The 25,258-nt window shown below is 39.3% G+C and carries 21 protein-coding genes; 16 read left to right on the top strand and 5 right to left on the bottom strand.

Going from position 1 to position 25,258, the window contains the following annotated elements; all coding sequences use genetic code 11:
- The first annotated feature begins 122 nt into the window (after positions 1–122).
- Positions 123–2,228, top strand: coding sequence for a tetratricopeptide repeat protein (locus tag IX95_RS12610; RefSeq protein ID WP_152562028.1), 2,106 nt, complete (start codon positions 123–125; stop codon positions 2,226–2,228).
- A gap of 347 nt (positions 2,229–2,575) precedes the next feature.
- On the opposite strand, the gene IX95_RS12605 is transcribed toward IX95_RS12610, so the two are convergent.
- Positions 2,576–2,782 carry a helix-turn-helix domain-containing protein gene (locus IX95_RS12605; protein ID WP_011149149.1) on the bottom strand — a complete coding sequence of 69 codons (207 nt, stop codon included), beginning with the start codon at positions 2,780–2,782 and terminating at the stop codon, positions 2,576–2,578.
- 92 nt (positions 2,783–2,874) lie between these two features.
- Between IX95_RS12605 and IX95_RS12600 the strand changes: the two genes are divergently transcribed.
- The 7 genes from IX95_RS12600 to IX95_RS12570 all read left to right on the top strand — a co-directional run bounded on the left by IX95_RS12600 (position 2,875) and on the right by IX95_RS12570 (position 8,049).
- Entirely contained in the window at positions 2,875–3,417 is a 543-nt protein-coding gene (locus tag IX95_RS12600; protein ID WP_011149150.1) for a hypothetical protein, read from the top strand.
- Positions 3,411–4,793, top strand: coding sequence for a DEAD/DEAH box helicase (locus tag IX95_RS12595; protein ID WP_038160595.1), 1,383 nt, complete (start codon positions 3,411–3,413; stop codon positions 4,791–4,793). Before IX95_RS12600 ends, IX95_RS12595 begins: the two co-directional genes overlap by 7 nt.
- Before the next feature lie 43 nt (positions 4,794–4,836).
- The gene (locus IX95_RS12590; RefSeq protein ID WP_011149152.1) at positions 4,837–5,142 is read left to right on the top strand and encodes a hypothetical protein; all 306 of its coding nucleotides are present in this window, start codon (positions 4,837–4,839) and stop codon (positions 5,140–5,142) included.
- Between the two features lie 19 nt (positions 5,143–5,161).
- On the top strand, positions 5,162–5,686 hold the full coding sequence (locus IX95_RS12585) for a hypothetical protein (RefSeq protein ID WP_038160589.1): 525 nt from the start codon (positions 5,162–5,164) through the stop codon (positions 5,684–5,686).
- Positions 5,687–6,085: 399 nt separating this feature from the next.
- Positions 6,086–6,646, top strand: a complete 561-nt coding sequence (locus IX95_RS26855) for a hypothetical protein (RefSeq protein ID WP_235202634.1) — start codon at positions 6,086–6,088, stop codon at positions 6,644–6,646.
- Positions 6,643–7,068 (top strand): hypothetical protein, encoded by a 426-nt coding sequence (locus IX95_RS26850; protein WP_235202633.1) that lies wholly within the window; start codon positions 6,643–6,645, stop codon positions 7,066–7,068. The genes IX95_RS26855 and IX95_RS26850 overlap by 4 nt, the downstream gene beginning before the upstream one ends.
- A 114-nt stretch (positions 7,069–7,182) precedes the next feature.
- The gene (locus IX95_RS12570) at positions 7,183–8,049 is read left to right on the top strand and encodes a hypothetical protein (RefSeq protein ID WP_038160585.1); all 867 of its coding nucleotides are present in this window, start codon (positions 7,183–7,185) and stop codon (positions 8,047–8,049) included.
- Positions 8,050–8,171: 122 nt separating this feature from the next.
- Here IX95_RS12570 and IX95_RS12565 read toward each other — a convergent pair whose 3' ends face one another.
- The 3 genes from IX95_RS12565 to IX95_RS12555 are packed head-to-tail and all read right to left on the bottom strand — an operon-like array spanning position 8,172 to position 11,540.
- A complete protein-coding gene (locus IX95_RS12565; protein WP_038160583.1) occupies positions 8,172–8,474 on the bottom strand; it encodes a cyclic-phosphate processing receiver domain-containing protein in 303 nt (100 codons plus the stop codon).
- A 56-nt stretch (positions 8,475–8,530) separates the two neighbouring features.
- Positions 8,531–10,363 carry an ATP-binding protein gene (locus IX95_RS12560; protein WP_038160581.1) on the bottom strand — a complete coding sequence of 611 codons (1,833 nt, stop codon included), beginning with the start codon at positions 10,361–10,363 and terminating at the stop codon, positions 8,531–8,533.
- Between the two features lies 1 nt (position 10,364).
- Complete coding sequence (locus IX95_RS12555) at positions 10,365–11,540, bottom strand: SIR2 family protein (protein WP_038160579.1); 1,176 nt, start codon at positions 11,538–11,540, stop codon at positions 10,365–10,367.
- Between the two features lie 385 nt (positions 11,541–11,925).
- Between IX95_RS12555 and IX95_RS12550 the strand changes: the two genes are divergently transcribed.
- The 8 genes from IX95_RS12550 to murI all read left to right on the top strand — a co-directional run bounded on the left by IX95_RS12550 (position 11,926) and on the right by murI (position 24,311).
- A complete protein-coding gene (locus IX95_RS12550) occupies positions 11,926–14,607 on the top strand; it encodes a class I SAM-dependent DNA methyltransferase (protein WP_038160576.1) in 2,682 nt (893 codons plus the stop codon).
- Positions 14,608–14,638: 31 nt separating this feature from the next.
- Positions 14,639–16,666, top strand: coding sequence for a DEAD/DEAH box helicase (locus IX95_RS12545; protein ID WP_038160573.1), 2,028 nt, complete (start codon positions 14,639–14,641; stop codon positions 16,664–16,666).
- 3 nt (positions 16,667–16,669) lie between these two features.
- Positions 16,670–17,932, top strand: a complete 1,263-nt coding sequence (locus IX95_RS12540; protein ID WP_038160569.1) for a GIY-YIG nuclease family protein — start codon at positions 16,670–16,672, stop codon at positions 17,930–17,932.
- A gap of 125 nt (positions 17,933–18,057) precedes the next feature.
- Entirely contained in the window at positions 18,058–19,152 is a 1,095-nt protein-coding gene (locus IX95_RS12535; protein WP_038160567.1) for a nucleoid-associated protein, read from the top strand.
- A 6-nt stretch (positions 19,153–19,158) separates the two neighbouring features.
- Positions 19,159–20,358, top strand: a complete 1,200-nt coding sequence (locus IX95_RS12530) for a hypothetical protein (protein ID WP_038160565.1) — start codon at positions 19,159–19,161, stop codon at positions 20,356–20,358.
- Positions 20,359–20,931: 573 nt separating this feature from the next.
- On the top strand, positions 20,932–22,752 hold the full coding sequence (locus IX95_RS12525) for a TonB-dependent receptor domain-containing protein (protein WP_038160563.1): 1,821 nt from the start codon (positions 20,932–20,934) through the stop codon (positions 22,750–22,752).
- A gap of 50 nt (positions 22,753–22,802) precedes the next feature.
- On the top strand, positions 22,803–23,474 hold the full coding sequence (locus IX95_RS12520) for an ATPase (RefSeq protein ID WP_038160561.1): 672 nt from the start codon (positions 22,803–22,805) through the stop codon (positions 23,472–23,474).
- A gap of 45 nt (positions 23,475–23,519) precedes the next feature.
- On the top strand, positions 23,520–24,311 hold the full coding sequence (gene murI / locus IX95_RS12515; protein WP_038160558.1) for a glutamate racemase: 792 nt from the start codon (positions 23,520–23,522) through the stop codon (positions 24,309–24,311).
- On the opposite strand, the gene IX95_RS12510 is transcribed toward murI, so the two are convergent.
- Complete coding sequence (locus IX95_RS12510) at positions 24,277–24,717, bottom strand: RNA recognition motif domain-containing protein (protein WP_029235943.1); 441 nt, start codon at positions 24,715–24,717, stop codon at positions 24,277–24,279. The two genes, murI and IX95_RS12510, sit on opposite strands and share 35 nt — an antisense overlap.
- Positions 24,718–25,258 lie beyond the last annotated feature (541 nt).

Below are 25,258 nucleotides of genomic sequence, written 5' to 3'. Positions count from 1 at the left end.
TTTCTCATGAGAGTAATTGTAGAAGAACCATAATAGGTGGATGTAAACGCAACAGATTTCATCTGTAAAATCAGATACTATAAGAAAATCAGTATATATTTAGCAGTCTTTGTAAGGGTCGTATGAAAGAGCAGAATAAATCAGGACATAGATTTACCATGACAACTTCAGATTCAAGGGCTTTGGGAACTATTGATAGTCAAAACCCAGAGGTTGTAGATATTGGTCGTAAGATTCATGACTCCTTACAAGGGCTTCCACAAAGAATTGCACAAGATGTTCTTAAAGATGCACAGGCCAAAATTGATGCAGGGGAAGCTTCAGAAGCAATATCTTTATTAATCGAGAACAATTTCTTTTTATCGAAGATTAAAGATAGGAAAATTTTGGATCTCATTGGTTCAATCGATAGTGTTGGGCTAGATAAAGAATCTAGAAAAAACCACCTAAAGCTAGGGCTTGCGTTCTCTTCACATTTGAGAGAATTAGACCAAGCTGTACATTACATTGAACGACTAGAGAGTGAGTTTTCAGATAGCTTAACTGATTGGATCTTAGATGGTTTTATTGTTGAAAAAGCAAGGTATGCGAAGCAACAAGAAAAAAGAAACCTAGCGGTAATATTGTATAAGAGTCTAATCAATAAAGATAATGTCAATGCTGGCCATTTAGCAGTTACTTATCAAGACTTAGCCTCTCTATCCAGTACAGATGAAGACAAAGGTTATTATCGTAAATTAAGTGCTGATAAGTATCTTGAGACAGGCAACAAGAAAGCAGCTATTGCTAACTTGTTAGCACTGTCGAAAATACAGGCCAAGAGTAATCCGACTATTGCTTTGGAAACATTGGAGACCTGTATAAAGCTAGTTTCTTCAGGTGATTTACTTGAACGTCATGGTAAAGCTAGTCTATTACAGGATAAAGCGAATTACCTATATAGGCAGGGAAAGAAGAAAGAGGCATTAGACACAATAGAAGAGGCTTTTGAACTAGATGAGGGTGTTTTCGGTGCTGAAATAAGCCTACATGCCTCATATAGCGTAGCATCTGTATATGCAAACGAGTTGGGCATTAATGACAAAGCTAGCCTTTATAAGCAAAGGGCTATTGGTATAGCTTCAGAAATTACAGATAAGTTATTCATCCTACAAACCAAAGTAGCGGAGTTCTATGAAGCTAATGAACAGATAAGTAAGTCTCTTTTAGATGAAGTTTTGAACTTTGGAGATTCAGGTCTTATAGGTACTGTCTTACTCAGAGAATCTATGAAATCATCTAACTCTACATCAGATACCATTGAATTGTTGGATGATTCTCTTGCTTATTTGGAAAAAAGAGATGATCGAGGCCTAATTGATTTGGTTCACTTTCATTTTGGTCTGGTTTATCACAAGCAAGACCTTAAAAATTATGCGGAAGAAAGTTACTTAAAGTCGTTGGAGACTAATCCATTCAATTATCCAGCAGCAAATAACCTTGCAGTCCTTTATATGGAAGATGAGAACTGGGTCAAAGCGGAAAGTTTCTTAAAGAAAAGAATTGAGCTACTAGGCGAGCTACCAAACCTTTGTTATATCTGCGGTAAGGCACTTCAGAAACAACATAAATATCTTGAGGCTTTGGAATACTTAAATAAGTCGACTTCAGATACTGAAGAGTTAAAAGATTTAAAAGAAGAGTGTATTGCAAATATTCCCAACGCAGTAATAGCGACAGACTTTAAGCCCGAGTTGTTTATGCAAATAACTAGTGATGATATTCTGGCTGCACTGAAAGAGTTTTCAGAAGCGATATCGGCAAATTCTCGGATGCACTTTTGGACTTTTGATAAATCTAAAGGCAAATATAAATGGAGTTCTAAGCCCGAAGAGATGGCGAAACAATTACTCATACAATTTCTGTCAGCAAAGTTTGGTAAGGACAACATAGCAATCTTGCCAGAACAGCGTGCTGGGGCTGGTTTTATAGACTTATACTTGTTATTTGGCGGATTAAAAGTTGTTGTAGAGCTTAAGATGTGTGGTAATGGTTACTCAAGTTTATATGCCATATCTGGTGAAGATCAGATCATACATTATCAAGAGAATACAGGTTCAAATTTAGGATATTTAGTAGTATTCGATAGTAGAACGAGGGACTATGCTAAAGGGTTTAAAGAACTTCAGGTGATTGGGAATAAAACAATTTATTCCATCGCGGTTGATATGCGTAACAATGTCAAATAATACTTTTGTAGTAGATGGGTTAATTTGGCCACTAGAGGAGAGGTTTTGTAATACCTTTAGTAATCCATGAAATGCTAATTTAGGGTAAAATGTAACTCATTCCTGTCCAAAACCTTGCTAGAGGATAGATCAGACTTTATTGTCATTTCCATCGTGTTTCGGGTAGCAATGTACCTTAAAAATGATCAAACTTTAGTTTTTTATAGCCTACGAATCGCTTGAAAAAGCACGTTTCCGATCAAATTTTATTGTCCTCTGACAGTAGTTTTGCAAAACCTTATCTCTCGATTTCTCCAATAATATTTTACTTCCATAGGTGTTTATAAATTTTATAGTTAGGGTTTCCCTTATGGCAGCAAATCACGCACATCGCAACCAAGTATACTTGCCAACTGGTACGCTTTTTCTAGAGTGATGTTGACCTCTCCTCTTTCGATTCGACCGACATAGCTTCGGTCGATGTCTGCTGAAATAGCCAATTTATCCTGAGATATACCTTTAAGCTTACGCTCTCTACGTAAGTTATCCCCAAACCGTTTCGCTAAGTCTTTCATTTTTAATGGTACTCAAAATGAAAGAATATCCTTCATTGCGGATTTTATAGCCACGGACTATAATCCGCATTTTGGTTCGTAGTTGAGCTCTTATGACGAAGAAAACAGCGATTAATGAATATATTTTTACCTTATTCATCGAGAAAGGACTTGATGGATTAACGGTTCCTGCCTTAAGGGACGAACTACTAACGATTACGGGAGAATTTGAGGATATAACGGAAGCGCGTAAATTTCTTTATCGTCAGTTATTGCCTTTAGAAAAGAAAGGGCTGCTTTGGACTAATGGCCAAGGGCGGACAAGGACATACCACAAATCAGAGCAGTTTAAAGAAACTGTATTCAAACCGAAAAAGCGTAAGCAACAAAAGCTAAAAACAGTCGTAAAAAATTCGGATGAAGCACTTACCCTTGATGAGCTGACTTTGGAACGACGAAAGTATGAAGCTGAACTTGCGATAGCTTTAGCTGAGATCGAAGAATTTCAACTATTGTCTGAAAGGTTACCTTTACAGAAATCATCATTGTTAAAACTATCCGAAGAAACTAGAGAACGCTCTGTTAGATATCTAGCCAAAATAAATGTTCTTAATCACGCCCTAAAGCTTAGTAATTGTGGGGAAGTAAAATGTTAAGACTATGGCAAGAGGAGTGTGTTGGATCGGCTTTAGAAAAGTATCTAGCTGGACATTCACATTTTCAGGTTCAGGCGACTCCAGGGGCTGGAAAAACGGTGGCCGCTGCCGAAATTGCCAAAAGGCTGTATGACTTAGACAAAATTGACCTAGTCCTCTGTTTTTCGCCATCATTAACGATTGCTGATGGTATCAAAAATACCTTTTCATGGCGATTGGGATGCTCTTTTTCCGGTGGACTTGGTTCAATAGGTGCATCGTTTACATATCAGAGTATGAAATACCTTAGAGATAGCTTTTGGGAAACAATTAAAAAGCACCGCGTATTGGTTGTATTTGATGAGATTCACCATTGTTCAGGTGATGAAATTGAAAATGCCAATGTATGGGGTGAGCAAATTTTGAGACAAATTCAAGGGATTGCTGCGTTTACATTATCCCTATCTGGCACTCCTTGGCGCTCAGATTTATTGCCAATTACGTTAGCACAGTATTCTGACGCAGAAGGTCGTATCCACTGTGATTATCAATACGGTTTAAAGCAAGCGATTATCGATAAGGTCTGTCGCTCACCTAAAATTGTACTAATTGATAATGATCGCTTATCTATTTCAGAAAGTGGACAATCAAAGTCATTTTCGTCAATTCCTGACCTTTTAAAGCAATCAGCAACTCCGTATCAAAGCATTTTGCAAAATATTGATGCAATGACTTATGTACTTGGCCTTGGTTGCAAAAAGCTAGCAGATATACGTATGGATAACCCTAATGCCGGTGGTTTGGTTGTTGCTTCATCAGTAGGACATGCAATCGAAATTCAGAAAGTTTTGACTGAGACATATGAGCAAAGTACAGAGATAGTCACTTACTATCATGAAAATCCACTAGAAAAAATCAATGGGTATCGAAACGGAACGACTCAGTGGATTATCAGCGTCGGAATGATTAGTGAGGGAACCGATATCCCACGTCTACAAGTCTGTTGCCATTTAAGTTTTGTGAAGACAGAACTTTATTTCAGGCAAGTTTTAGGACGAATTTTGCGAACGCATGAATCCTCGAATCAGCAAGCTTGGTTGTACACTTTTGCTGAAGAAAGCCTAGTGAGTTTTGCTGAGCAGATCGAGCAAGATATTCCGGACTCATGCTTATTTATCAAACCAGATAATTGGCAAGATAGACCTCAAGCTTCTGTTTCGTTAGATCGAGCCTATTTCTCTGATCAACAAAAGAAAAAAACTGATATTGGGAAGACACAGCTTAGTTGGGATAAAGAACGTTTGGAAAAACCGTCAATCATAACTGCATACTCAGCTTCTTCTGGTCAATTGAACTTAGGAAATTTCAGAGAGCGTGTAATTGCTGCATTTCAGTAATAAATATTTTTAATATTAGACAATATGTTAGCGAGGTATTGATATGTTCTACATCGGTGTTAGCCATTATTACGCAACAGGTGAAGGCCTCACAATGTATGTTGCTAGCGGTAGCGAAGAATCAATACGGGCAGCCATTCCAGAATATTTTCATCTTGGGCTCACTATTTTAACACCTTCAGAGTGGCTAAAAGCTGCTGCAGGGGACTGTGAGGATGAATATCATCAATCGGAAGCGGAAGATCTGAAAGCCTATTTACCACTCTTATGGAAGCAAATTGAGGAAAGAGCGTTAGAAAGAGGATGTCATCTGGACTTTTTCATGAAGCACCATTTTAACTATGCCTAATACGAACTAGGTGGTTTCAGTGAAGGTTTTATATTTTGATACGCTTAGTTTGCTTTATTCGAATGAGTATTTTCAACGTAATGCAAGTGTGCACACTAAGTATAAAGAATGGTTCCATACTCGCACAAAGACACTGTTAGAAATGGTGGAACCGGATTTTCAAGCTATCGCAAAGCTAAAAAATGCAGCGTCAGAATCGGGGCTACTACTTTACCCGTTAGGGATTTTTTATGATCGTTCATACCTTATTGAACATGGTGTGTTTTCCGCTGATGAATTAGCGCCTGATACAGAATTACCCTTCAGGATGCAAATGGACGACAACGACCCTGTGCGTCGGATGATAGCCCACGCACATGGATTGAATGCCCAATGGTACGCCTGCGGCGAAATTGGATCTGAAGAACTATTACAACCCTATCCGGAACGTCACTTACGTTCAGAATTTGGAAAAGGAGTAACGAGTGAATTACTCGCCCAGATTCTAAGGTTAAAAGCGACCAAGATGCCAAATTTGACTGATAACATTTTACGGGACAAATGAGGGTGTTTTTAAGAAAGAGCGGAACCGTAGAGCAGATTCTCGCTTCTATCAGGGGCAGAAATTACGTTGATGAACTTCCTTCTCCAGAAAGACTAAAGCTGTACGAACAGTGGAAACCAGGAATTGCTCAAAAGGTACGTGATGGCGTCTTATTGTCTCAAGAAAAGAGCATGCAGAGAGAGCAGGACGAACTTTATGAGGTAATTTATCAAACCTATAAGAGGGTACCTATAGTCTTTGCGATAAAACTGTCTGCAATTTTTATAGTCATGATAGTTGCAATTCAGTTCATTTAAAAATGAAAGTTGTGGGGTTGGTCTGACTTCATTCATTCGGTATCAAGCTTCTCAAAACGCCATTCGCCAAAAAGTTTACTTATTGATAAATATAGGAAATTCAATGTTAGGTAACTCATCAAAAAATAGTGCTATGAAAAAAAACGTCATGATTTCAGCTCTCACTTTAGCGATATCTGGATGCGCAAGCACTCCCAATGAGTCCATTGAATCTCAGGGTAAATATGCGGATGACTATGCGCTCAATGTGGAAGAATTTTCCGAAGCTACACGGTTCTACTATCCACTAAGATGGATAGAACCTGGACGTAATGCCAACAACTTAGACAAGTTTTATTACGATACAAATTCACACAAAGAACTGGCTAATACTTCTTCTGTGGCTACAGTTGTCGCCGCTGGATTAGGAAGTATCACCTCATTTGATGCGGTGATGGGATTACTAGCTCAACAAGGTTCGCGATCTGGCTATAATTCCCTTTTAGGCGAACAATATCTCTACACAATTATTCAAGTGGATAACAATAAAGACTTGGATACTCAGGCACAATACGTTAACCGAATTGCTGTAGATACCATAAAAATGGCAATGGGAAGTGAAGCGAAGGAAGAATATCAAAAAGTGGGCTCAGAAGGTTTTTATTTCTTGGACAGAATTAAGTGACCAGTACTTCAGATGAGAGTTGTACTGCTGTCTATTCGCCTTGCTACTCACTCACAGCCAGAATTCCTATGCTTATCCGCGACAATAATGGTTATATCCCGCTAGTGCCGCAAGGTGGCGATTATATGGCTGCTAAGACTTACTTGCCGATTGGTTTTCCAATAGAGCAGATAAAATTTGCTAACGTTGCTGGGGTTGAGCAATTCCTTTATGTACCAGCTGTAAAAATGAATGGGCACAAAGACCTCTGGAGAAAGGAAAATCTTTCCTATTTTACAGGCTGGTATAATCAGCAGCGCATATCGATTAACCCGTATATCAAGCGATTAAGCGACGATACGGTGTTTTACTTCAACCCTAAAATTACTGCAAAACAAAGAGATCGCTACTCGTTGTACAGAGTCTTTAATCTTAGTGATTAAGAGGGTGATTAACGGCAGAGTCTTATTTTATCGCAAGGTAAAATCTAATAAAAAACAGATAGATACAAAGATAGGTTGTTTATTAGGTTTAAAATAAAAAGGTGAATGTAATTTATGAAAAAGCAGGGGTTGTTTGTAATTGGGCTGTCTATATTGGCTCTCAGTGGATGCTCAACAACGAGCGAGAAAAAAGTAGCAATGTGTTTGGGGGAACCTTGTGTTCAAGCCAATGACAACACGTCGCCAAAGCCGACATTTTACGTGAATGATAAAGAAGAAAAGTTTACTCACTTTGATGATGGTTCGATAAGTTCTCATACACTGGAAAACGGGTTGTACCGGCTCAGAGAGTATTTCAACCGCGATGGTTCACTTCAAACGCGAAATGCAAGATTCGTTGATCCTGAACGTGGTTCATTGAATCAAAAGCCAACTGGTCGCCAGTTAAAATTCAACGGTGATGGATTCGTAGCAAGTGCGAAGTATGGATACAACTTAGAGTTCAACCGGCCGACACAACTGGATAGTTTTTGGATGAAAGAGTCACATTCATTTTATCCGGCATTCAGTGCTAATGACGATTTGATCGCTATTTTATATGCGAACCGAGAAAATCAATACACTGACTATGGTGTTCGATTTGGGGTTGTCAATTTAGAGAAACCAACATGTGAATTAGGCAAACTTAGAAGTCAGGCTTATGGTAAAGTTGGTGATAAACATATAACCTTTAGCCGTAAGTGTATGAAGATAGGTAATAAAGTAGCTTTGGTATATAAACCCGCTTCAAAATCTGATGCTCAAAAGATGATAGACGCGATTGTGATGCCAATTGCTCGTTCGAAAGCTGTTGTTGGTGCAAAGCTAGGTTATTTGCATATAGATATACAAGGTAAACAAGTTCCATTTGATACTCGTGGCTGGGACGATTATTACCTTAAAAACAGTGAGCTGAACGTATCTCCGTACCGATTATTTTGAATCTTAACTGTGTGATTCATAGATATGCTTTCAATTTTCGTCGTTGCAGATCAAGATTGCGATTCTGTTCTTGAAACCTCTATTCCTATATCAGGTAGCGCTGTAATACATGTCATGTGGTGTTAACCCAACATATTCAAACGTTTGATATTGGCAATCCCAAACTCCATTTTCTGCCTTGCAGATGAATTAGCGCTGTGAACTCGTATAACCGGTGGTTGAAAACCTTGAGTTGCAACCGCCTCTTCAATCCATAAAACAACATCATAGCCAGTGCCGTGTTCATCGTTGCCAAGATCATGATCGAGGCTTATTTCAGTAACATGTCCTTGCTTCAAAATGGCAATGGCCTCTTCAGGCCAGTAAACCCTATGCCATCCTTCCGGAGTTGGTCGTTCTGCAGCGCAAACCTGATTTTGGAGCAATCTGTTAGTTTTATTGAATCATGGCTTATAAATTAACAGATTGCATCCTACTTAACTTAAGAACACATTCTTCGAGATATATCTTCAAGTTCTTCTAGATCTAATCGACCTTTTGACCAACCAGAAGCAAACGGAATGGTACTAGATTTAGGTAACTGATCTTCTTTCAAATCTTTAACTTTAACTCTACAGGGTAAAGCGGCCCCTTCCCCAACAAAAATGGCTTCCTGCTGAGACAAGATAGGTAAGGCTCCAACCATCCCGGATAGACCATCAGGTAAGAAGCGAGCGACATGCTGCTGGTCAGCAGAGTTTGTAAGCCTTAATACTACCCATGTACCACATTGAGATATTACAGTGCTGTCAACATCGGCAGGTCGTTGACTTACCAACATCAATCCTATGCCATATTTTCGACCTTCTCGCGCAATCCGTCGTATCGCTCCCTGCGCAGCTGCGTATTGAGCCTCCCCATGATCTGGAACGTATCGGTGGGCTTCCTCGCATACCAATAGAATGGGATCTTTTTCTTTTTCATCTTGAGTTTGGAACACTTTGTATTGAAAAAGTAATCTAGCTATTAATGCTGCTAGAGGTCCTGCGACTTCGTTAGGCAGGCCAGAAATATCAATAATTCTGATATCTTTACCTGCTTGTTGAGGTGCCCCAACAAATTGATTTAGAACTTGATGCAATTTTATATCACCATTGTTTGCCCAGTTTTTCATCATAAATGCCAAACGAGTATCTCTACGAAGAACTTTCAATTTCTCAAGTACAGAGGGAACTGGAGATTTGGCTAAATCTGAATTAGTTAAACTCTCATGCTTACCTTTGTTTATTCTGCCTCCTTGTATGTATCGGACATGGTTTTCAAATTCGTCCAAAGAAAAAGGTCTCGGTTTGTCACGGTCAAACTCTAAGATATCAGACGTATCTTTATCGTCACATAAATCCGGGTCATCCATATTAATTAGATGAACCAGCGCATCAGTACCAAACTCATTAGGGCAAGGCTTCACAATACCACATGCCACCATCCGGGCATGTGCGAGAGCCTTTTGAACCACGTTATTTTGGCTAGTAGCACTATGTTCTGTTTTTCCAATTACCAAATTAGTAAATTCATCACTAGACATTAACCAGTAAGGGAGTTTTATTTCCTCTTGTTCATCTTGCCCAGCCGCAATATTGTATGCACGATATTGAATAGCTCTTTCTTTAAATGCTGTACCATATTCTCCATGTGGGTCGATGATTACTATTTGTGGTGATAGCTCTACTTGGTTGTGCTTATGGGAAAGAACACTGTGAATAATGGCTGCTACCGTACCTGATTTACCAGAGCCTGTTGATCCCAGAACGGCACAATGCATACCAAACATCTTATTAATATTAGCTCTGCAAGCAGTTGACTCCGATGCACTGTATGTTGCGAAAGGAACTAATGGATCGACCTCTTCATCTCTTGTTCCTTCAGCTGAGCGATACACACAGGCTATTTCTTCACTTGTTAGAAGAAATACGCCTTGTTGTGGTAGAGGATAGGTTTTAATACCACGGCGAAAGCTTAGTTTTTCCTTAACAGCATTCCAGCTACCTTCAGCTAATAATTGAACTTCCATTACTCGCTGATCGGCATCTGCATTAACTGGTTTACCAGCTTCAATTAATTCCTCTGAACGCATTCTAAGCATGGTTACTAAGCCAAAAATTACTTTTCGGCCATAGTGAATCTTAACCATGCTTCCTATTTGTCCTATCGAATAAACTCGTCCATCAAAAGTTCGATTCAACTCGGAAATTTTATCAGATATCTCAACTTTAATATTGGTGCCTGATACTTCAACAACTTGTCCTATTCTCAACTCGTCAACTGGTGTGAACATGTTATACCTCGCATCCATTTTCTAATATTGATGTGACACCTTTGAAAGTCCACCAATAGTCATCGCCATCCTTTCTTGTAAATGGTCCTTCATTGCCCACATACAAACCATGTAAGGATGCGATGATAACCCTTCGACCAAAACTTGAATTGCGCCATTTCTCAATGCAATTAGGGAGGGTTTGATCTCTACATTCCAAGAATGCGATGAGTACTGTTTTATTTTCTTCTTTAGACAAAGCAAATTCGATTTCGTTATTAATGTGTTCATCACCAAAGCTATAGCCGCATACAGCGAGAACATTACTGCTATTGGAATTTAGAGTCTTCCTAAAAAGATCAAATTGTGCCGAAAAAGGGTCTTGCTGAGTTGCAACATATTTTGTCGCTTGGGGATAGATTAAAACTCTACGGTTTACTTCTGGGTAGCGGTCATTATCTCTAACTCGCCATACATAACCTTTTTCACATAGAAACCAGTCTATAGAACCATGCATTTTTATTACGTTGGCGCGTTGACCGTTCAAAGGAATAGGCTCGCCGTATCGTTGAGTTCTATGTGCTACAGCGCCTCCTGCAAATCCGTCCCAGTACGGAACTTTATTCAGAGCTAAAGCGTCTTCCAATAAAGTGTCATAATTGGTAGTAAAAATATTGACCGTTTTTCTTCTTTCATAAACTCCAGCGGATGCATGGTTGAAAAGCATATTAATGAAATTTAGGTGAGCCTCGATATCAACAATTGGTTCAGATAATGTACCTTCTTCAACTGTGTTACCGTCTTTGTCTTCGACATAACCACATCTAATAACGTTAGAAATAGATTCCAAAATGGCGTAATGGATGTCTTCAAGACGAGATAACTCTATTTCTTTGCCATTAATCGTTGTCTTCTTTTCCTTGTTTCTTTCCGCTAAAGCAGCATAATCGCCTAGGTGACTGAGTACGTGTTCTATATGGCATTCCAGCGGTAATTCATTGAACAAAGGAACAACAATATCGTTGAACAACTCTTCATGCTTGTTTTCCAAGTCTTTTTTAACTTTGTTGGTTAAGGGATACATCAAAGGTAATTTAGCATCGAAGCTAATTCCTGCACCCAACAGCCAACTTTGTTCACTGCACTTTAAGTGTTCTTCTATCTGAGAAAACAATTCTTCCTTTGCTAAGTCTTCCATTTATAACCTTCTAAACAATGATTGTTGTGCCAGTTGTTACACGATCTTATGGCAGGTTTTTTGCTGACTATTTTTTGGTAGTAACGAATAGTCGTCTCCATAATTATCACCAATATAACACCACACACATAAGAAAGGGTTGATTAACCTCTCGTGTAAAGGTTTGAACAATATCTACAGAGACTTAAGTCATTAGCTAGTCATGAGGGGGAGCGAACGTATCAATGAGCGGTTTATCTGATACGACTCATGGGATTGCATAACTGACTTGATGTATAATTGGTAGCATTTTTAAAAGGAAATCAATTCCTTTGATAAGAATTGATTGCCGTTAGACAAGATTGCTACTGAATTGCAGATTAGCAGCTTTCATAAAGGAAAAGGCATGGCCGTCAATCAGGCAAAGATTTTTGAACAACTTGAATCTCTTGTTGAATCAGTAGATACCAATGAATTTATATATGGATTCCTAACAGCCTTTAATTTCCCCAAGGCAACGATTACTCAGGTTCGTCAGGGCGGTGCTCGCAATGTGGCTAAGATTCCAGGCCATGTTGGGCTGAAGAATAAACTTTATTATTTTCCAGTAGAAGAAGGTCAGGATATTGATGCCGTATTGGATGAACGTATTGACGATCCATCGATCGCTAAGAACAAAATCCGCTTTATTCTGACTACCGATTTCGAACGTTTTCTTGCGTGGGATACGGCAACCAGTGAACGGTTGGATATTGACTTTGAAGTGCTGCATCGCAACTACAGTTTCTTCCTGCCACTAGTTGGCTTAGAAAAGGCTATTTTGAACAGCGAAAAGCCTGCAGATGTAAAGGCTGCAGTCAAAATGGGTAAGCTGTTCGACTTAATCCGTGTGAACAATCACTTAAGTAAACCAGAAGATATTCATGCGCTAAACGTGTTTCTTACACGGTTATTGTTTTGCTTATTTGCTGAAGATACCGGTATTTTCAAGCAAAAAGGTCAATTTACTTCTGCTATCAAAAGTTGTACGGAAGAAGATGGAAATAATTTAGACCAGTTTCTTTATCATCTATTTTCAGTAATGAATAGTCCTGATGGTAGCGATCTCCGTCAGCACCTACCTAAACATCTTACTGATTTCCCATATGTTAACGGTGGCTTGTTCTCTAGTGACGAACCGATACCAACGTTAGGTAAAAAAGGACGCCGTATTCTTATTGAATGTGGGATGGAAGATTGGAGTGCTATTAACCCTGATATTTTCGGCAGCATGTTTCAGGCTGTGATTGATGTCGATCAGCGAGCTCGCCTAGGTCAGCACTACACATCCTACAGTAATATTATGAAAGTGATTCAGCCTCTGTTTCTTGATTCACTTCGCTCCGAACTGGAAAAACAACGCTCCAGTATAAATGGTCTTAAACGTCTACTTGTTCGATTAAGCCAAATCAAGGTCTTTGACCCCGCATGTGGTTCTGGCAACTTCCTGATCATTGCTTATAAAGAACTCAGACTCCTTGAAATTGACGTTATTAAAGCGTTGATGAAAATCGACCAAAGTTTTTTCATGAGCAATATTCATCTGGATCAGTTTTATGGTATCGAGCTTGATGATTTTGCCTGTGAGATTGCACGCCTTTCACTTTGGCTTGCAGAGCACCAAATCAATAAGCAGTGGGAAGAACATATTGGTCCTGCAGAACCCGCTTTACCATTAAAAGCAACAGGTAAGATTGTTAGTGGAAACAGTTTAAAACTTAACTGGAAAGAGGTTTGTCCTAAAACATCGGAAGACGAAGTTTATGTAATCGGTAACCCACCATTTCACGGTACTGTTGGTCGTTCAAGTGAACAGCGTGAAGATATGAAACGAGTGTTTGCTGATTTTAAATCACTCGGCACACTTGATTACGTAGCATGTTGGTTCTGGAAAGGTGCAAAATTTATTGAAGCATCTAAAGCTGAATTGGCTCTAGTATCAACCAATTCAATATGTCAGGGTGAACAAGTTGGAACATTGTGGCCTCAAATTTTTAAATTGGGATTACATATTCAAATTGCCTATCCGACATTCACATGGGCAAATAATGCACGTGATAAGGCTGCTGTTCATGTTGTTATCGTTGGTTTATCTGGAAGAGCTAAAAGTCGCTCTCTTTACCAAATGATTGATGGTGAATGGCATTGTAAGTCTGTTAAGAATATTAGTCCTTATTTGACAGAAGGTAATAATACTTGGGTATCGGCTCACAGAAAAATATTGTCCGATAATGTTCCACCATTATTGTTTGGTAACAAACCTAATGATGGCGGTCACTTACTCTTAGAGCGTTCAGAATATGAGCTCCTTCTAGAAAAAGAACCTAAAGCTGCTCAATGGATAAAAAAAGTAATGGGAGCTACCGAGTTCTTAAATGGAAAAGAAAGATGGTGTCTTTGGCTAGCTGATATCCAAGAACCTGAATTAAAGTCCATGCCTTATGTAGTTGAACGGGTAAAAAAGGTTGAGGAAGTGAGGACTGCTAGCCCTGACAAAGGAGCTCAAAAGCTTGCTCAAAGACCACATCAGTTTAGGGATTTAAATAATCCGGACAGTTTTATTTTGATTCCAAGTGTATCTTCTGAAAGACGAAAATACATACCAATCGGTTTTTTTAACTCTGATGTAATATCTACAAATCTAAACTACATTGTTCCTGACGGGGGGCTTTTTGAATTTGGTATATTGACTTCGATAATCCATAACGATTGGATGCGTCTCGTCGCAGGGCGTTTGAAAAGTGATTATCGATATACAGCTTCAGTTGTATATAACTCTTTCCCGTGGCCGGAAGTTACTGAAGAACAGCGTTCTCAAATTGAAAGGCTTGCTGAAAATGTGCTCTTTTCAAGAGAGGACTATCCTGGAAAAACCTTAGCTGAGTTGTATGACCCAGAAAAAATGCCGCCAGAATTACAAATTGCTCATCAAGAATTAGATGAAGCGGTTGATAAACTTTATCAGGATAGACCATTTAGAAATACTGCTGACCGTTTAAGCTGCCTATTGGCTCGCTATGAAGAGTTGGTCGCTATAAAAGAAAAATAAGTTCAATTTAGTTGGCAAAAGGTTTGAAGGAATGAATAACAATATTTTGGAAGTCAGTTATAAACAAACTGGGCAAAGTACGCATCATAACGACATGGGGATGCGTGAAATGCAGGCGCGGGCATTCGCCCAACGTGATAATCAGTATCTTTTGATTAAAGCACCTCCGGCCTCTGGGAAATCTCGTGCTTTGATGTTTTTAGGGTTGGATAAACTGATTCATCAGGGACTGAGAAAAGTGATTGTCGCCGTTCCTGAAATGTCTATTGGCGGTTCATTTAAAGATACCAATTTGACCGAATATGGATTCTTCTCTGATTGGACGATTAAGCCAGAATACAATCTATGTATCAGCGGTAGTGAATCAGGCAAAACGAACGCATTTAAGCGTTTCATGGAGAGCGAAGAACAAACATTGGTTTGTACGCACTCAACATTGCGCAGTGTATTCGACAAGTTGTCTCCGACAGATTTCGATAATTGTCTTGTCGCTATAGATGAATTTCATCATGTGTCTGCAGATGAGAATAGTCGATTAGGGAATCTTATCGATGTCTTGATGAATGGCTCTTCTGCTCACATTCTAGCGATGACTGGTTCGTATTTCCGTGGAGATACAATACCTATTTTATTGCCAGAAGATGAAGCAAAGTTTACTAAGGTAACATACACCTACTATGAACAGTTAAATGGCTATAACTATTTAAAAACATTGGGTATTGGCTATCACTTTTATCAAGGCCCTTATGTAGAGGCTTTGCCATCAATTCTTGACCCTTCTAAAAAAACCATCATTCATATTCCTAACGTGAATTCTGGCGAATCGACCAAAGATAAGCACATGGAAGTCGACCAAATTCTTGAAGTGCTTGGCGAAGTTATTCTGCAAGATCCCAATACCGGTATATACCAAGTAAAATGCAAGCAAACAGGGCGAACTCTGTTGGTTGCCAATTTAGTTGACGATAACGTTCACCTGCGCCCTAAAGTTCAAGCACATTTAAGAGATATCGAGTCTGCTGAACAGATGGACATCATTATCGCTTTGGGGATGGCAAAAGAAGGGTTTGACTGGCCGTTCTGTGAACATGTTCTAACCATCGGCTATCGTAGTTCAATGACCGAAATTGTTCAGATCATTGGTCGAGCAACTCGTGATTGTAAAGGTAAAACACACGCCCAGTTTACGAACCTAATCGCTCAACCGGATGCGCAAGACGACGATGTTAAGGTATCGGTTAACAATATGCTTAAAGCGATTACTACATCGTTACTTATGGAGCAGATTTTGGCTCCAAGTATTCAGTTTAAACCTCGTTCTCAATGGCAAGGGGAGTTACCAGCCAACACTCTTATCATCGATGACACAGCTACACCAGTATCCCAGAAAGTTCTAGATATTTTAAATGGTGATAAAGGCGAAATATTGTCGGCATTAATGGCAAAAGAACCTGTTGTAAAAGGTGTCATTACCGAAACAACACCGCCAGAAGTTATCAATGAAATAGAGCTACCTTCTGTGATTCAAACTTTATATCCAGACTTGGAAGAGCATGAGATTGAGCAGGTTCGCTCAGGGGTTCTTCAGAGCCTGTATATTGGTCAACATGGTGGTGTTATCGATGAAAAAGATTTGCCAGATGATGCTGATATCGATGATGGCTCAACATCAGGACATGGTAAAAATAATCAGCCTGGGAATAATGATTCTGGTGCGAGTCGGCAATTTATTAAGATGGGTGATAAGTTCGTCAACATTGAAAATTTAGATATTGACTTGATAGATGCTGTAAACCCGTTTCATGGTGCTTATGAAATATTATCTAAGTCTGTAAATGCCGCAATGTTGAAGACGATTCAAGAGACGGTAAGAGCCAGTCAAGCCAAAGTCTCAGAAGAAGAAGCTGTGATGCTATGGCCTAGAATTAAAGCTTTCAGTAAAGAACATCAACGAGAACCATCATTAACTGCATCTGATCCTATTGAAGTCCGTTATGCGGAGGTGCTTGCTTATATTCGCAAGATGAAGCAACAGAGAATGGCAAAACAAGAGGGATAAGGTGTGATTTGTTTACGTTCTTCTAAGAAAACGCCAAAGCGATACTTAGATGATATTTTTTCTGAAGATGATGACTTGGGGCTACTTGATGTAGCTCCTTTAAAGGCAAAAGCACCTGCTGGTAACCTAATCGCGAGCCAATTTGAGGAAATTACAACATTCTTTGAAAAGAATGGACGGATACCAGCTAGTGATGCGGATTCATTCGATGAAAAGCGTTTGGCCAGGCGTTTAAAAGCCTTTAAATCAAACGGTGAACAGAGAGAATCTTTAAAAGAGTTTGATTCTTATGGCCTGTTAGCTGATGAGTCATCATATATACCATCAATTGAATCTGTCGGCTCTTCAACCTACGAAGTTCAAGAATCAACACCCTCATCTGAAATAGATAAGTCTGAATTAGTTACGTCTTTGGATGATATCTTTGACGATGATGATGATCTGCTAGAGTTTGATGCCCCTGACATTTTCACTATTCGCCATGTTCCTGCAGAAAAAAAATCGCAACCGGAAGAAATTGCCAAACGTCAGCCATGTGCGGATTTTTCTCGATATGCTCCTATTTTTGAAATAGTCCAAAAAGAACTCAAAGCAGGCGCTGCGTCACTTGATCGTTTTCGCCATGAGCTAAAAATACAGGTTGGTGATTTTTTTATTCTTAATGGCTTGATGGGGTATGTTCATTCTGCTGGAGAAAGACTGGAAGGTTACAGTAGCTACAATGCGAGGCTGCATTTGGTCTTCGAAAATGGCACAGAGCTACATATGCTGTTTCAGTCTTTGACACACGGATTAGTTCGTGACGATCATGGATGTAAAGTTAATCGTGAGGGAGCATTGCTTGAGCCTGACAGTAACCCAGTTCCTACCGGGTTGGTATATGTGCTTGCTACTAAGAGTTCAGATAGTGTTCTAGCAACCTATAAGTCGAACCTTTACAAAATTGGGTTCACCGAAGGTAGTGTAGAAGACCGTATTAAACATGCAGAGAAAGATCGTACGTTTTTGGAAGCGCCTGTTCGCGTAGTAATGATAACCGAATGCTACAACATAGATGCTCATAAGCTAGAGACTTTAGTTCATGGTTTCTTAGGATACCAGCGACTGAATATCACCCTCAAAGGACATGATGGACAGAGCTACAAGCCTAGAGAGTGGTTTAATGTACCACTGGCGACAGTAGTTGAAGTAATAAAACACATTTTGGACGGAACGATCTCACAGTACCGGATGGATAATACTTCAGGGAAAGTTATGAAAAAGTAGGCAATTCTTAATCTTTGTTTTTATGTGTAAAGTGCAAAAAATGTAAGCGGGTCTCATTTACTCTCTCGTGTGGCTTTTATATAGTAAGACGATTGCATATTTATAATTATCTTCAAGGACTTTACATGGCAATCACTATTCATCGAGCTGTTGTGCATGAATTGATAAAAGAAAAAAATGAAGAACCTCAACCATTGCATTACCGACAATCCCTTCTACCTGTAGATAATGAGAGTGTACAGAATGTAATTGCTGGCGTTGTTAATATTTATGGAAGAAAGAATAACAGTGCCAGATATGGTGTTTTTCGGGACGATGAGGCCTCTGGAAGTGTACCCGATTCATTTTATGAATACTCAGAACTAGAAGATGTTAGTGATGAAGACTTCATGGTTCTATCAAAGTCAGTCATGCAGGAGTTATTTCGAGAAGCTACTGGGGTTGCATTCGCTACTGGTGGACATATCTTATTTTCGGATTATGAGAGTGATGGAGTTAGATTCTATTTAGCTGCGATGATCAAGCAAAAGTCAGGATTCGCATTCTCCGATACACTCGGTGTGGAAGATCTTGAATACATTGATTTAAGTAAGCTTCATCAAGCAATTAAAATTAATTTTTCTAAATACAGCGCCTATCAAAACGCTGATGATATTGAACGTCAGGACTCTACGTATTTAAGTTTTGTTAGTCCACAAACAAGTCAGTCAGCAGCTGGATATTTCATTCAGGCGATGGGATGTAAAGCTGGTGCACCTTCAGCAAAAGCAACTCAAGCGGCTGTTGATGAAAGTGTTGGTTTTTTCGAGTCTAAAGAAGATTTGAAAGCGCATGCTCCAAACTTAAAAAGAGCGTTGACTGTATATCTGGAACAAAAAGCTGAATCTAATGAACCAGCAACTTTACCTGATATCGAAGGAATCGCCCGACGTTTTTTTCCTACCGATGATGAAGAGCAGGCTGATAGATATGCTGATGAGTTTGTTACATATTTAAACCGCGAAGAAAGTGGTGTTCCACCTGAGTTCCCTGTTAATAAGACAAAACTCAAAACAATGACTCATTTAGTCTACAAAGGTGACGATTTACACCTAGAATTTGATAAGGAAGATATAGGTGGTAATCCCAGTGCAAGGGTTTACTTCGATGGAGCTAAAGTTATAATCAAGGATCTTCCACAAGATCTGATTGATAAACTAAATCAGCAAATTAATGGGTAGCAACCAGTGTCTTTTTATCCTTTAGTTCAGTTACGCAGAGCAGCATCTCAGCATAGCTTTAATCGGCCTGTGTTTAGTTGCTCTGTTCATGTTACTGAGGGTATAGCTGAAATTCTTGAGCAATGTGAATACCTGCGTGAGATAAATGGTAGTGATATTGATGGAAATTCAGTCAATTTTAATGATTATATAGACCAAGAAATTGAGTTAACTTTTCGAACGCCTAGAACTAATGAATCTCAATTTTACCAAAACTTAAATGCTTTTCTTGATAACTTTACATTTTCTTATTCTGAAGATGTTGAATTGCCTGAATTTTATTTATTCGATGAAGATTTATATTATTCATCTAACTCAATAGAATCTGATGACGATGATATTTTTAGCCGGCTGAAATTACTAATTAGAAGTGTAGCTAAACTTGAAAACTTAGCTCATTATCATGATGAAAAAATGGGTGATTCTCGGACTTTAGTTTATCTCTCAGGTGAACATCGAACACCTATAGTTTTAAGTGTAAGTATTTCTGAAAATTTACTATCGAAAGACATTAATTTCTCTCTTTTGAATGAGTTGACTTCAGCCGAATCCGAATTGAATATGCACTACAGTGATAAACTGAGTGTTTTTTATGCTTCATTGCATGAATTTTTAGGTGGAGGTTATGCCCCAGATGAAGCCTTTAACAAATTGATTGATTCTTGGGGAGCATTCGTTGCTTTATATCAGAATAATCTGTCTACTTACTTAAGTGGTTTTTCGTTTCATAAGGCTAAAAAAGAAGTTGCTGAAGCTGAAATTGAGCTATCTGAAAAATTAACTAATCTGACTAGTGACATTGTTTTTAAGCTTTTTTCCGTCCCAGCCTCTGTTATGGCATTAGCCGCAATTATGCAAAAGGGTCAGTTAGACGCACTAGTTTTTGTCCTGCTAGTAATCGGAGTTATTGTTACGATTCTGCTTATGTACGGATTGCTTAAAAGTCAAAAGAATAAGTATGAATCATTGGAGAAAGCTAAAGATCTTGTATTTAGCTCTATTGATGGAAAAGAAGCTGAGTACCCAGATGAGTTAAATACTGAAATTACAGCAATGAAGAGTCGCTTAAACAAACATTTTAAGTCGACAGGTAAATGGCTTGGTTACTATAAGGTCGCCATATTTTCTCCATTGATAGCACTTATATTATTTATAATCATCGCTTAAGAGTTATGAGTGGTACTAATTCCCGATTTCTAATTTTATCTCCAATTGCCCCCTGAATAGTTACTATTAATAAATTTCATAAACAACTTTATTTAATTTCAATAGATTAAACTGGTAATCAAGTTGGTTTTGATTAAAATCGATTTTTTTGGCAGGTTTAGGTTTTCTGTCCGTCTATGTTGCAGGGAAAGTAAGAACGCGAATCTCATGATTCTCAATGGTCTAATTGAATAAAAAGTTAGACAGACCATAAGAGAATGTGAAAAATTTAGACAGTGATACGGATTGGGCAGATATTTTCAGTTTTAGACGCACTAGCTCCCATTATTAAAGGCTTTATCCTTATCTAATCTATTTTTTAAACGTATTCTTTCCCAACTGTAAGTCTGTGACGCGCAGCGGTAAAAGAGAACGAACACTCAACAGACACTGCATAGAGGACTATGTGGGAAGTCGAGTTAGTAGGTGGTGCAAACTGAGCTCTTGAGTCCGAATACCTGCCAGCAGCTGAGCAAATCACTGGAAGCAAGTGCTCCAAGCTCGGTAGGATTTACGCGATTTAGGATTATAAAAATGAACCGTTCTATTCTGGCGATAGCAGTGGCATCGCTACTTCCTCACGCCTCCCTTTCATACGCCCAAGAAGCCTCAGCTGATGAGACTATGGTAGTCACGGCAAGTCGATTTGAGCAGTCTGAAGCAAGTGTCTTAGCTTCGGTTACTACGATTACACGAGAAGAAATAGACACTCTTCAAGCTAAATCTTTAACAGAAGTTTTTAAGTACGTTCCTGGCGTTCAGCTTGGGGAGAGTGGAGACTCCTTTCATTCGACGTCTATTTTCATTCGGGGCTCTGAAAGTAAACATTCGCTCATTCTTTTGAATGGAGTAAAAGTAAATAGCGCATCTCAAGGTGGCTTTGACCTTTCTTTATTGCCTGTTGAGATCATCGAGAGAATTGAAATTATTCGTGGACCTCGTGCTGCAGTATACGGTGCCGACGCTATTGGTGGTGTTATCAACTTCATCACCCATCAGGCTGGTGACTCACTACATCAAATTAAAACGAGTATGGGGAGTGATAGTTATTATCAGACTTCATGGCAATCCCGTGGACAAATAAATGAAAAAACTTATGGGACGTTTTTTGTAAATTACAAAGAGACGGACGGCTATAACATTAAGGAAGGTACATCAAAAGACATTGGTGGTGAATACGGAGGAGAGTCGAAAGATTTTACTGCTTCACTTTTTCATGAACTTTCTTCTAAGGTTCAGTTGAATCTAGATGTGTTCTACAGCGATAGTTTATCTGAATTCAATGGTAGCAATAGTTCATTTGCTACAACTCTAAATGAACGAGATGCAGAGTTCTTCCAAGTAAGTGGTGGTGCATTATATAGTAATAATGCTATGTCTAGCCGCCTTAGCTTTTCGAAATCTATCCAAGAAAGTACTTCCTATCCTGTAAGTGAACGTGAGCACGTATCAACCTATAAGACGAATCGTACATCTCTAAATTGGCTGAATTCGTTTTTCGTTGAAGATGGCTTCAAAGTTAATGCCGGTTTAGATGTGGTAAATGAAGATGTTTCTAGTGGTACAGTTGACTATGTAAAAAAAGACAGAACGAATACGGGCGTATTCATCACCTCAACTAAAGAACTTGGCCAGTTTACGTTAGATGGTAGTGTAAGATTCGACGATGATACTAGCTTTGATAACTTCACAACTTGGTCTGCTGCTATTGCATATGATTTCAATGAAAAATTGAGGGTATATGGCAGCTATGGGACAGCGTTTAAAGCTCCTTCTTTTTATGATTTATACGATCCAACTTCAGGCAATCCAAATCTGAAAGTTGAAGAGTCTGCTTCATCTGAGATTGGCTTAATTGGTCAGTTTGAACTGATTGATTGGAGATTGAGTGCTTACGTTTCTAAATTGGAAGATATGATCATTTACTATGAGCACTTAAACTGGGCACCAACAAATACTGATGCTGACATTTCCGGTATTGAGTTTGAAGGTAGCTTTGATACTGGTCCTATTTACCATACTGTTGGCCTTGCTTATATGGACCCTGAAGATTCTGAAGGAAAGCAGCTGGCTCGAAGAGCAAAAGAAACGGCATCTTGGATTGGTACATTTACCCAAGACTCGTGGGATCTATCTTTAAGCATGGTGTACCAAGGTGATCGTTATGATGATTATAGTAACAATAACAAGTTAGAAGCTTACTCATTATGGAATCTATCCACAAACTACTATGTGACGTCGAATATCACCCTGTCAGGAAAAGTTAACAATTTGTTGGATGAAGATTACCAAACAGCGAAAGAATACTTAACACCGGAACGTAGTTACTATCTAAGTGCGTCATACCAATTCTAATTAACTAAACCGCCTTCGGGCGGTTTTTTTCTTATCTATAGGCAGTAACAATGAAAAAGAACGTCATTATCAGTTGGTCGAGCGGAAAGGATTCGACCCTCACTCTAGAAAGGCTAGTCGATAGTGAACACTACAATGTTGTTGGTCTTTACACCACTTACGTAAAAGATGAAGTCCCATTCCAAGCCACTCCTGTTGAAGTGCTCGACATGCAAGCGGCCTTACTTGGGTTACCTCTAATAAAGATCAAACTGCCGAAAACATTTCCACCTAATGACGTCTATCAGTCGGTCATCATTGATGCACTAAAGAGCAGCGATCTCGATATTCAGACCGTGGCCTTTGGTGACATGTTCTGCAATGGTATTGAGGCCTATCGCCGCAGCTATATTGAACCTGCTGGTTGGGAGTGTGTTTTTCCTCTCATTGGACAACACAGTCAAGACCTTGCGGATGAGATCTTAGAGCGAGGGATTAAAACCCTGGTTGTGACAACGGATGGCCAAGCACTTGACCCTGAGTATTGCGGGCGATGGTATGACCGAGCATTCATTGATTCTCTACCGAGTGGTGTGGACCCATGCGGTGAAGACGGCGAGTTTCATACGCTAGTCACTCAAACCCGTAGCTATCAAGGCAAGATTGAGTTGAGTTTAACGACTCGTGACGTCGGAGAGCGTTTCTCTCATCAACGTTACCAAGCGAAGATATTGCCAAACTGATTTGTGTGAGTATGATTGCCACATCGAAATGTGTGGGTATATCAAGTGTCACTACAATCAAAAGTACTAATTTTTGACTCTGGGGTCGGCGGGCTTTCTGTTTTCCAAGAGATAGAAAAAAAGCTCCCTCAACTTGATTATGTATACCTTTTTGATAACGCAGCCTATCCCTACGGTGAGTTGGATCATGAAACTTTAGTTTCTCGCGTGGAAGCATTGGTTTCGCAGTATGTCGCTGATCACCAAGTGGATTTGGTTGTGATTGCATGTAATACCGCAAGCACTATTGTATTGCCTTCACTGAGAACTTTGCTTCCTATTCCTGTTGTCGGTGTAGTACCTGCTATTAAACCAGCATCTAATTTAGCGAATAAAGCGGTTGGTCTGATAGCAACCCCTGCGACGGTGACACGTCAGTACACTCAGGAATTGATTCGTGACTTCTCGCAAAGTAAACCCGTTGAGCTGTTAGGCTCTACTCGACTGGTCGACATGGCAGAAGAAAAACTTCGTGGTACCCCGGTCTCAACTCAAGAACTAACGGCAGTACTATCTCCCATGATTGGTAAAGTCGATGTTGCCGTATTAGGGTGCACACACTTTCCCCTTATCAAAGAAGAAATACAGTCGGTGCTGAGTGAACAGGTTGTGCTGGTGGACTCTGGTGAGGCGATTGCTCGTCGAGTACAACAATTGTTGAACCTTGAGGATGAGAAAGAAGGAAAAGGTCTGAGGGAAATTTTTTCAACGGCTCCCCCTTATGCAGAAGGAGCGCTGAATAGAGCATTACAAAACTTAGGCTTTAGTCCTGTTCAGCTTGAGATTTTGGATCATTAGCGATACGTACCTTTAATGTACGCTGCATATAATCCTTTTCATTTAGTCCTTCTATAGCACCAGCAGCATCCGTCGCTGCCATGACAACAAAACCAAATCCTCGTCTTTTACCTGTGCGTTTATCTTTCATCAGGCGGACGGCAAAGACTTCACCATGCTTAGCAAACAATTCCTTCACATGGGATTCATTTGCTTTGTAAGGAAGGTTGCCGACATAAAGGGTCTTGGTCGCGGGTTCATTAACGGTTGCTGGCTCAGTTGTGGTGTTTGAAAATTTAAAAACAAAAGCAGAAGCAAAAACACCGATAACAAAGCTGAGCGCAGGAGAAATAGCAACCTGCGAAAAGATGATTCCACCTAAAACCGCTAAGGCGAGAATCATTAAGGTCGATTTATTAGAACTCATATTTGAATACAACTTCGTAGTTTAAGAAAAAAGTGCCTAGGTATTAACAAAATAGACACACGGATCTTACGTATATGGTTGTTGTTTTTCCAACCTATTGATGTGACGTGACTCAAATGTTGAAATTTTATTCTATTTCCGGCGTTTTGATTTGTTTTTAACCGAATGAAAAATAAATTCAAAAAAACACTTGTCATCCTTTCTAAGCTCCCTATAATGCCGCCTCACCGACAAGGAGTGAGACGAAAGTCACAAACCGAAATCGGAATTGAAAGAGGAAAGAAAGTTAAATAAAACGCTTGACTCTTAAAATGGGAAGCGTAAGATACGCACCCCTAACGACGAGGCGCTAAAGCGCAACGGAAATTAGAAAAGCTCTTTAACAATATAAACCTATCAATCTGTGTGGGCACTCGTTGATGATAATCCAAATAGTTTCTTCGGAAACAATTTAGGTTTCAATGATACGAAGTGACCATTGAATCTTCGGATTCAGCACAGTCAATTCAAACATTACTAATGTAATGTTCAGTATTCATTG

The organism is Vibrio sp. B183 (genome assembly GCF_000740665.1).
GTDB lineage: Bacteria > Pseudomonadota > Gammaproteobacteria > Enterobacterales > Vibrionaceae > Vibrio > Vibrio coralliilyticus.
Note: the sequence above shows the minus strand (reverse complement) of the source record. Positions and strands in the feature narration are given on the sequence as shown.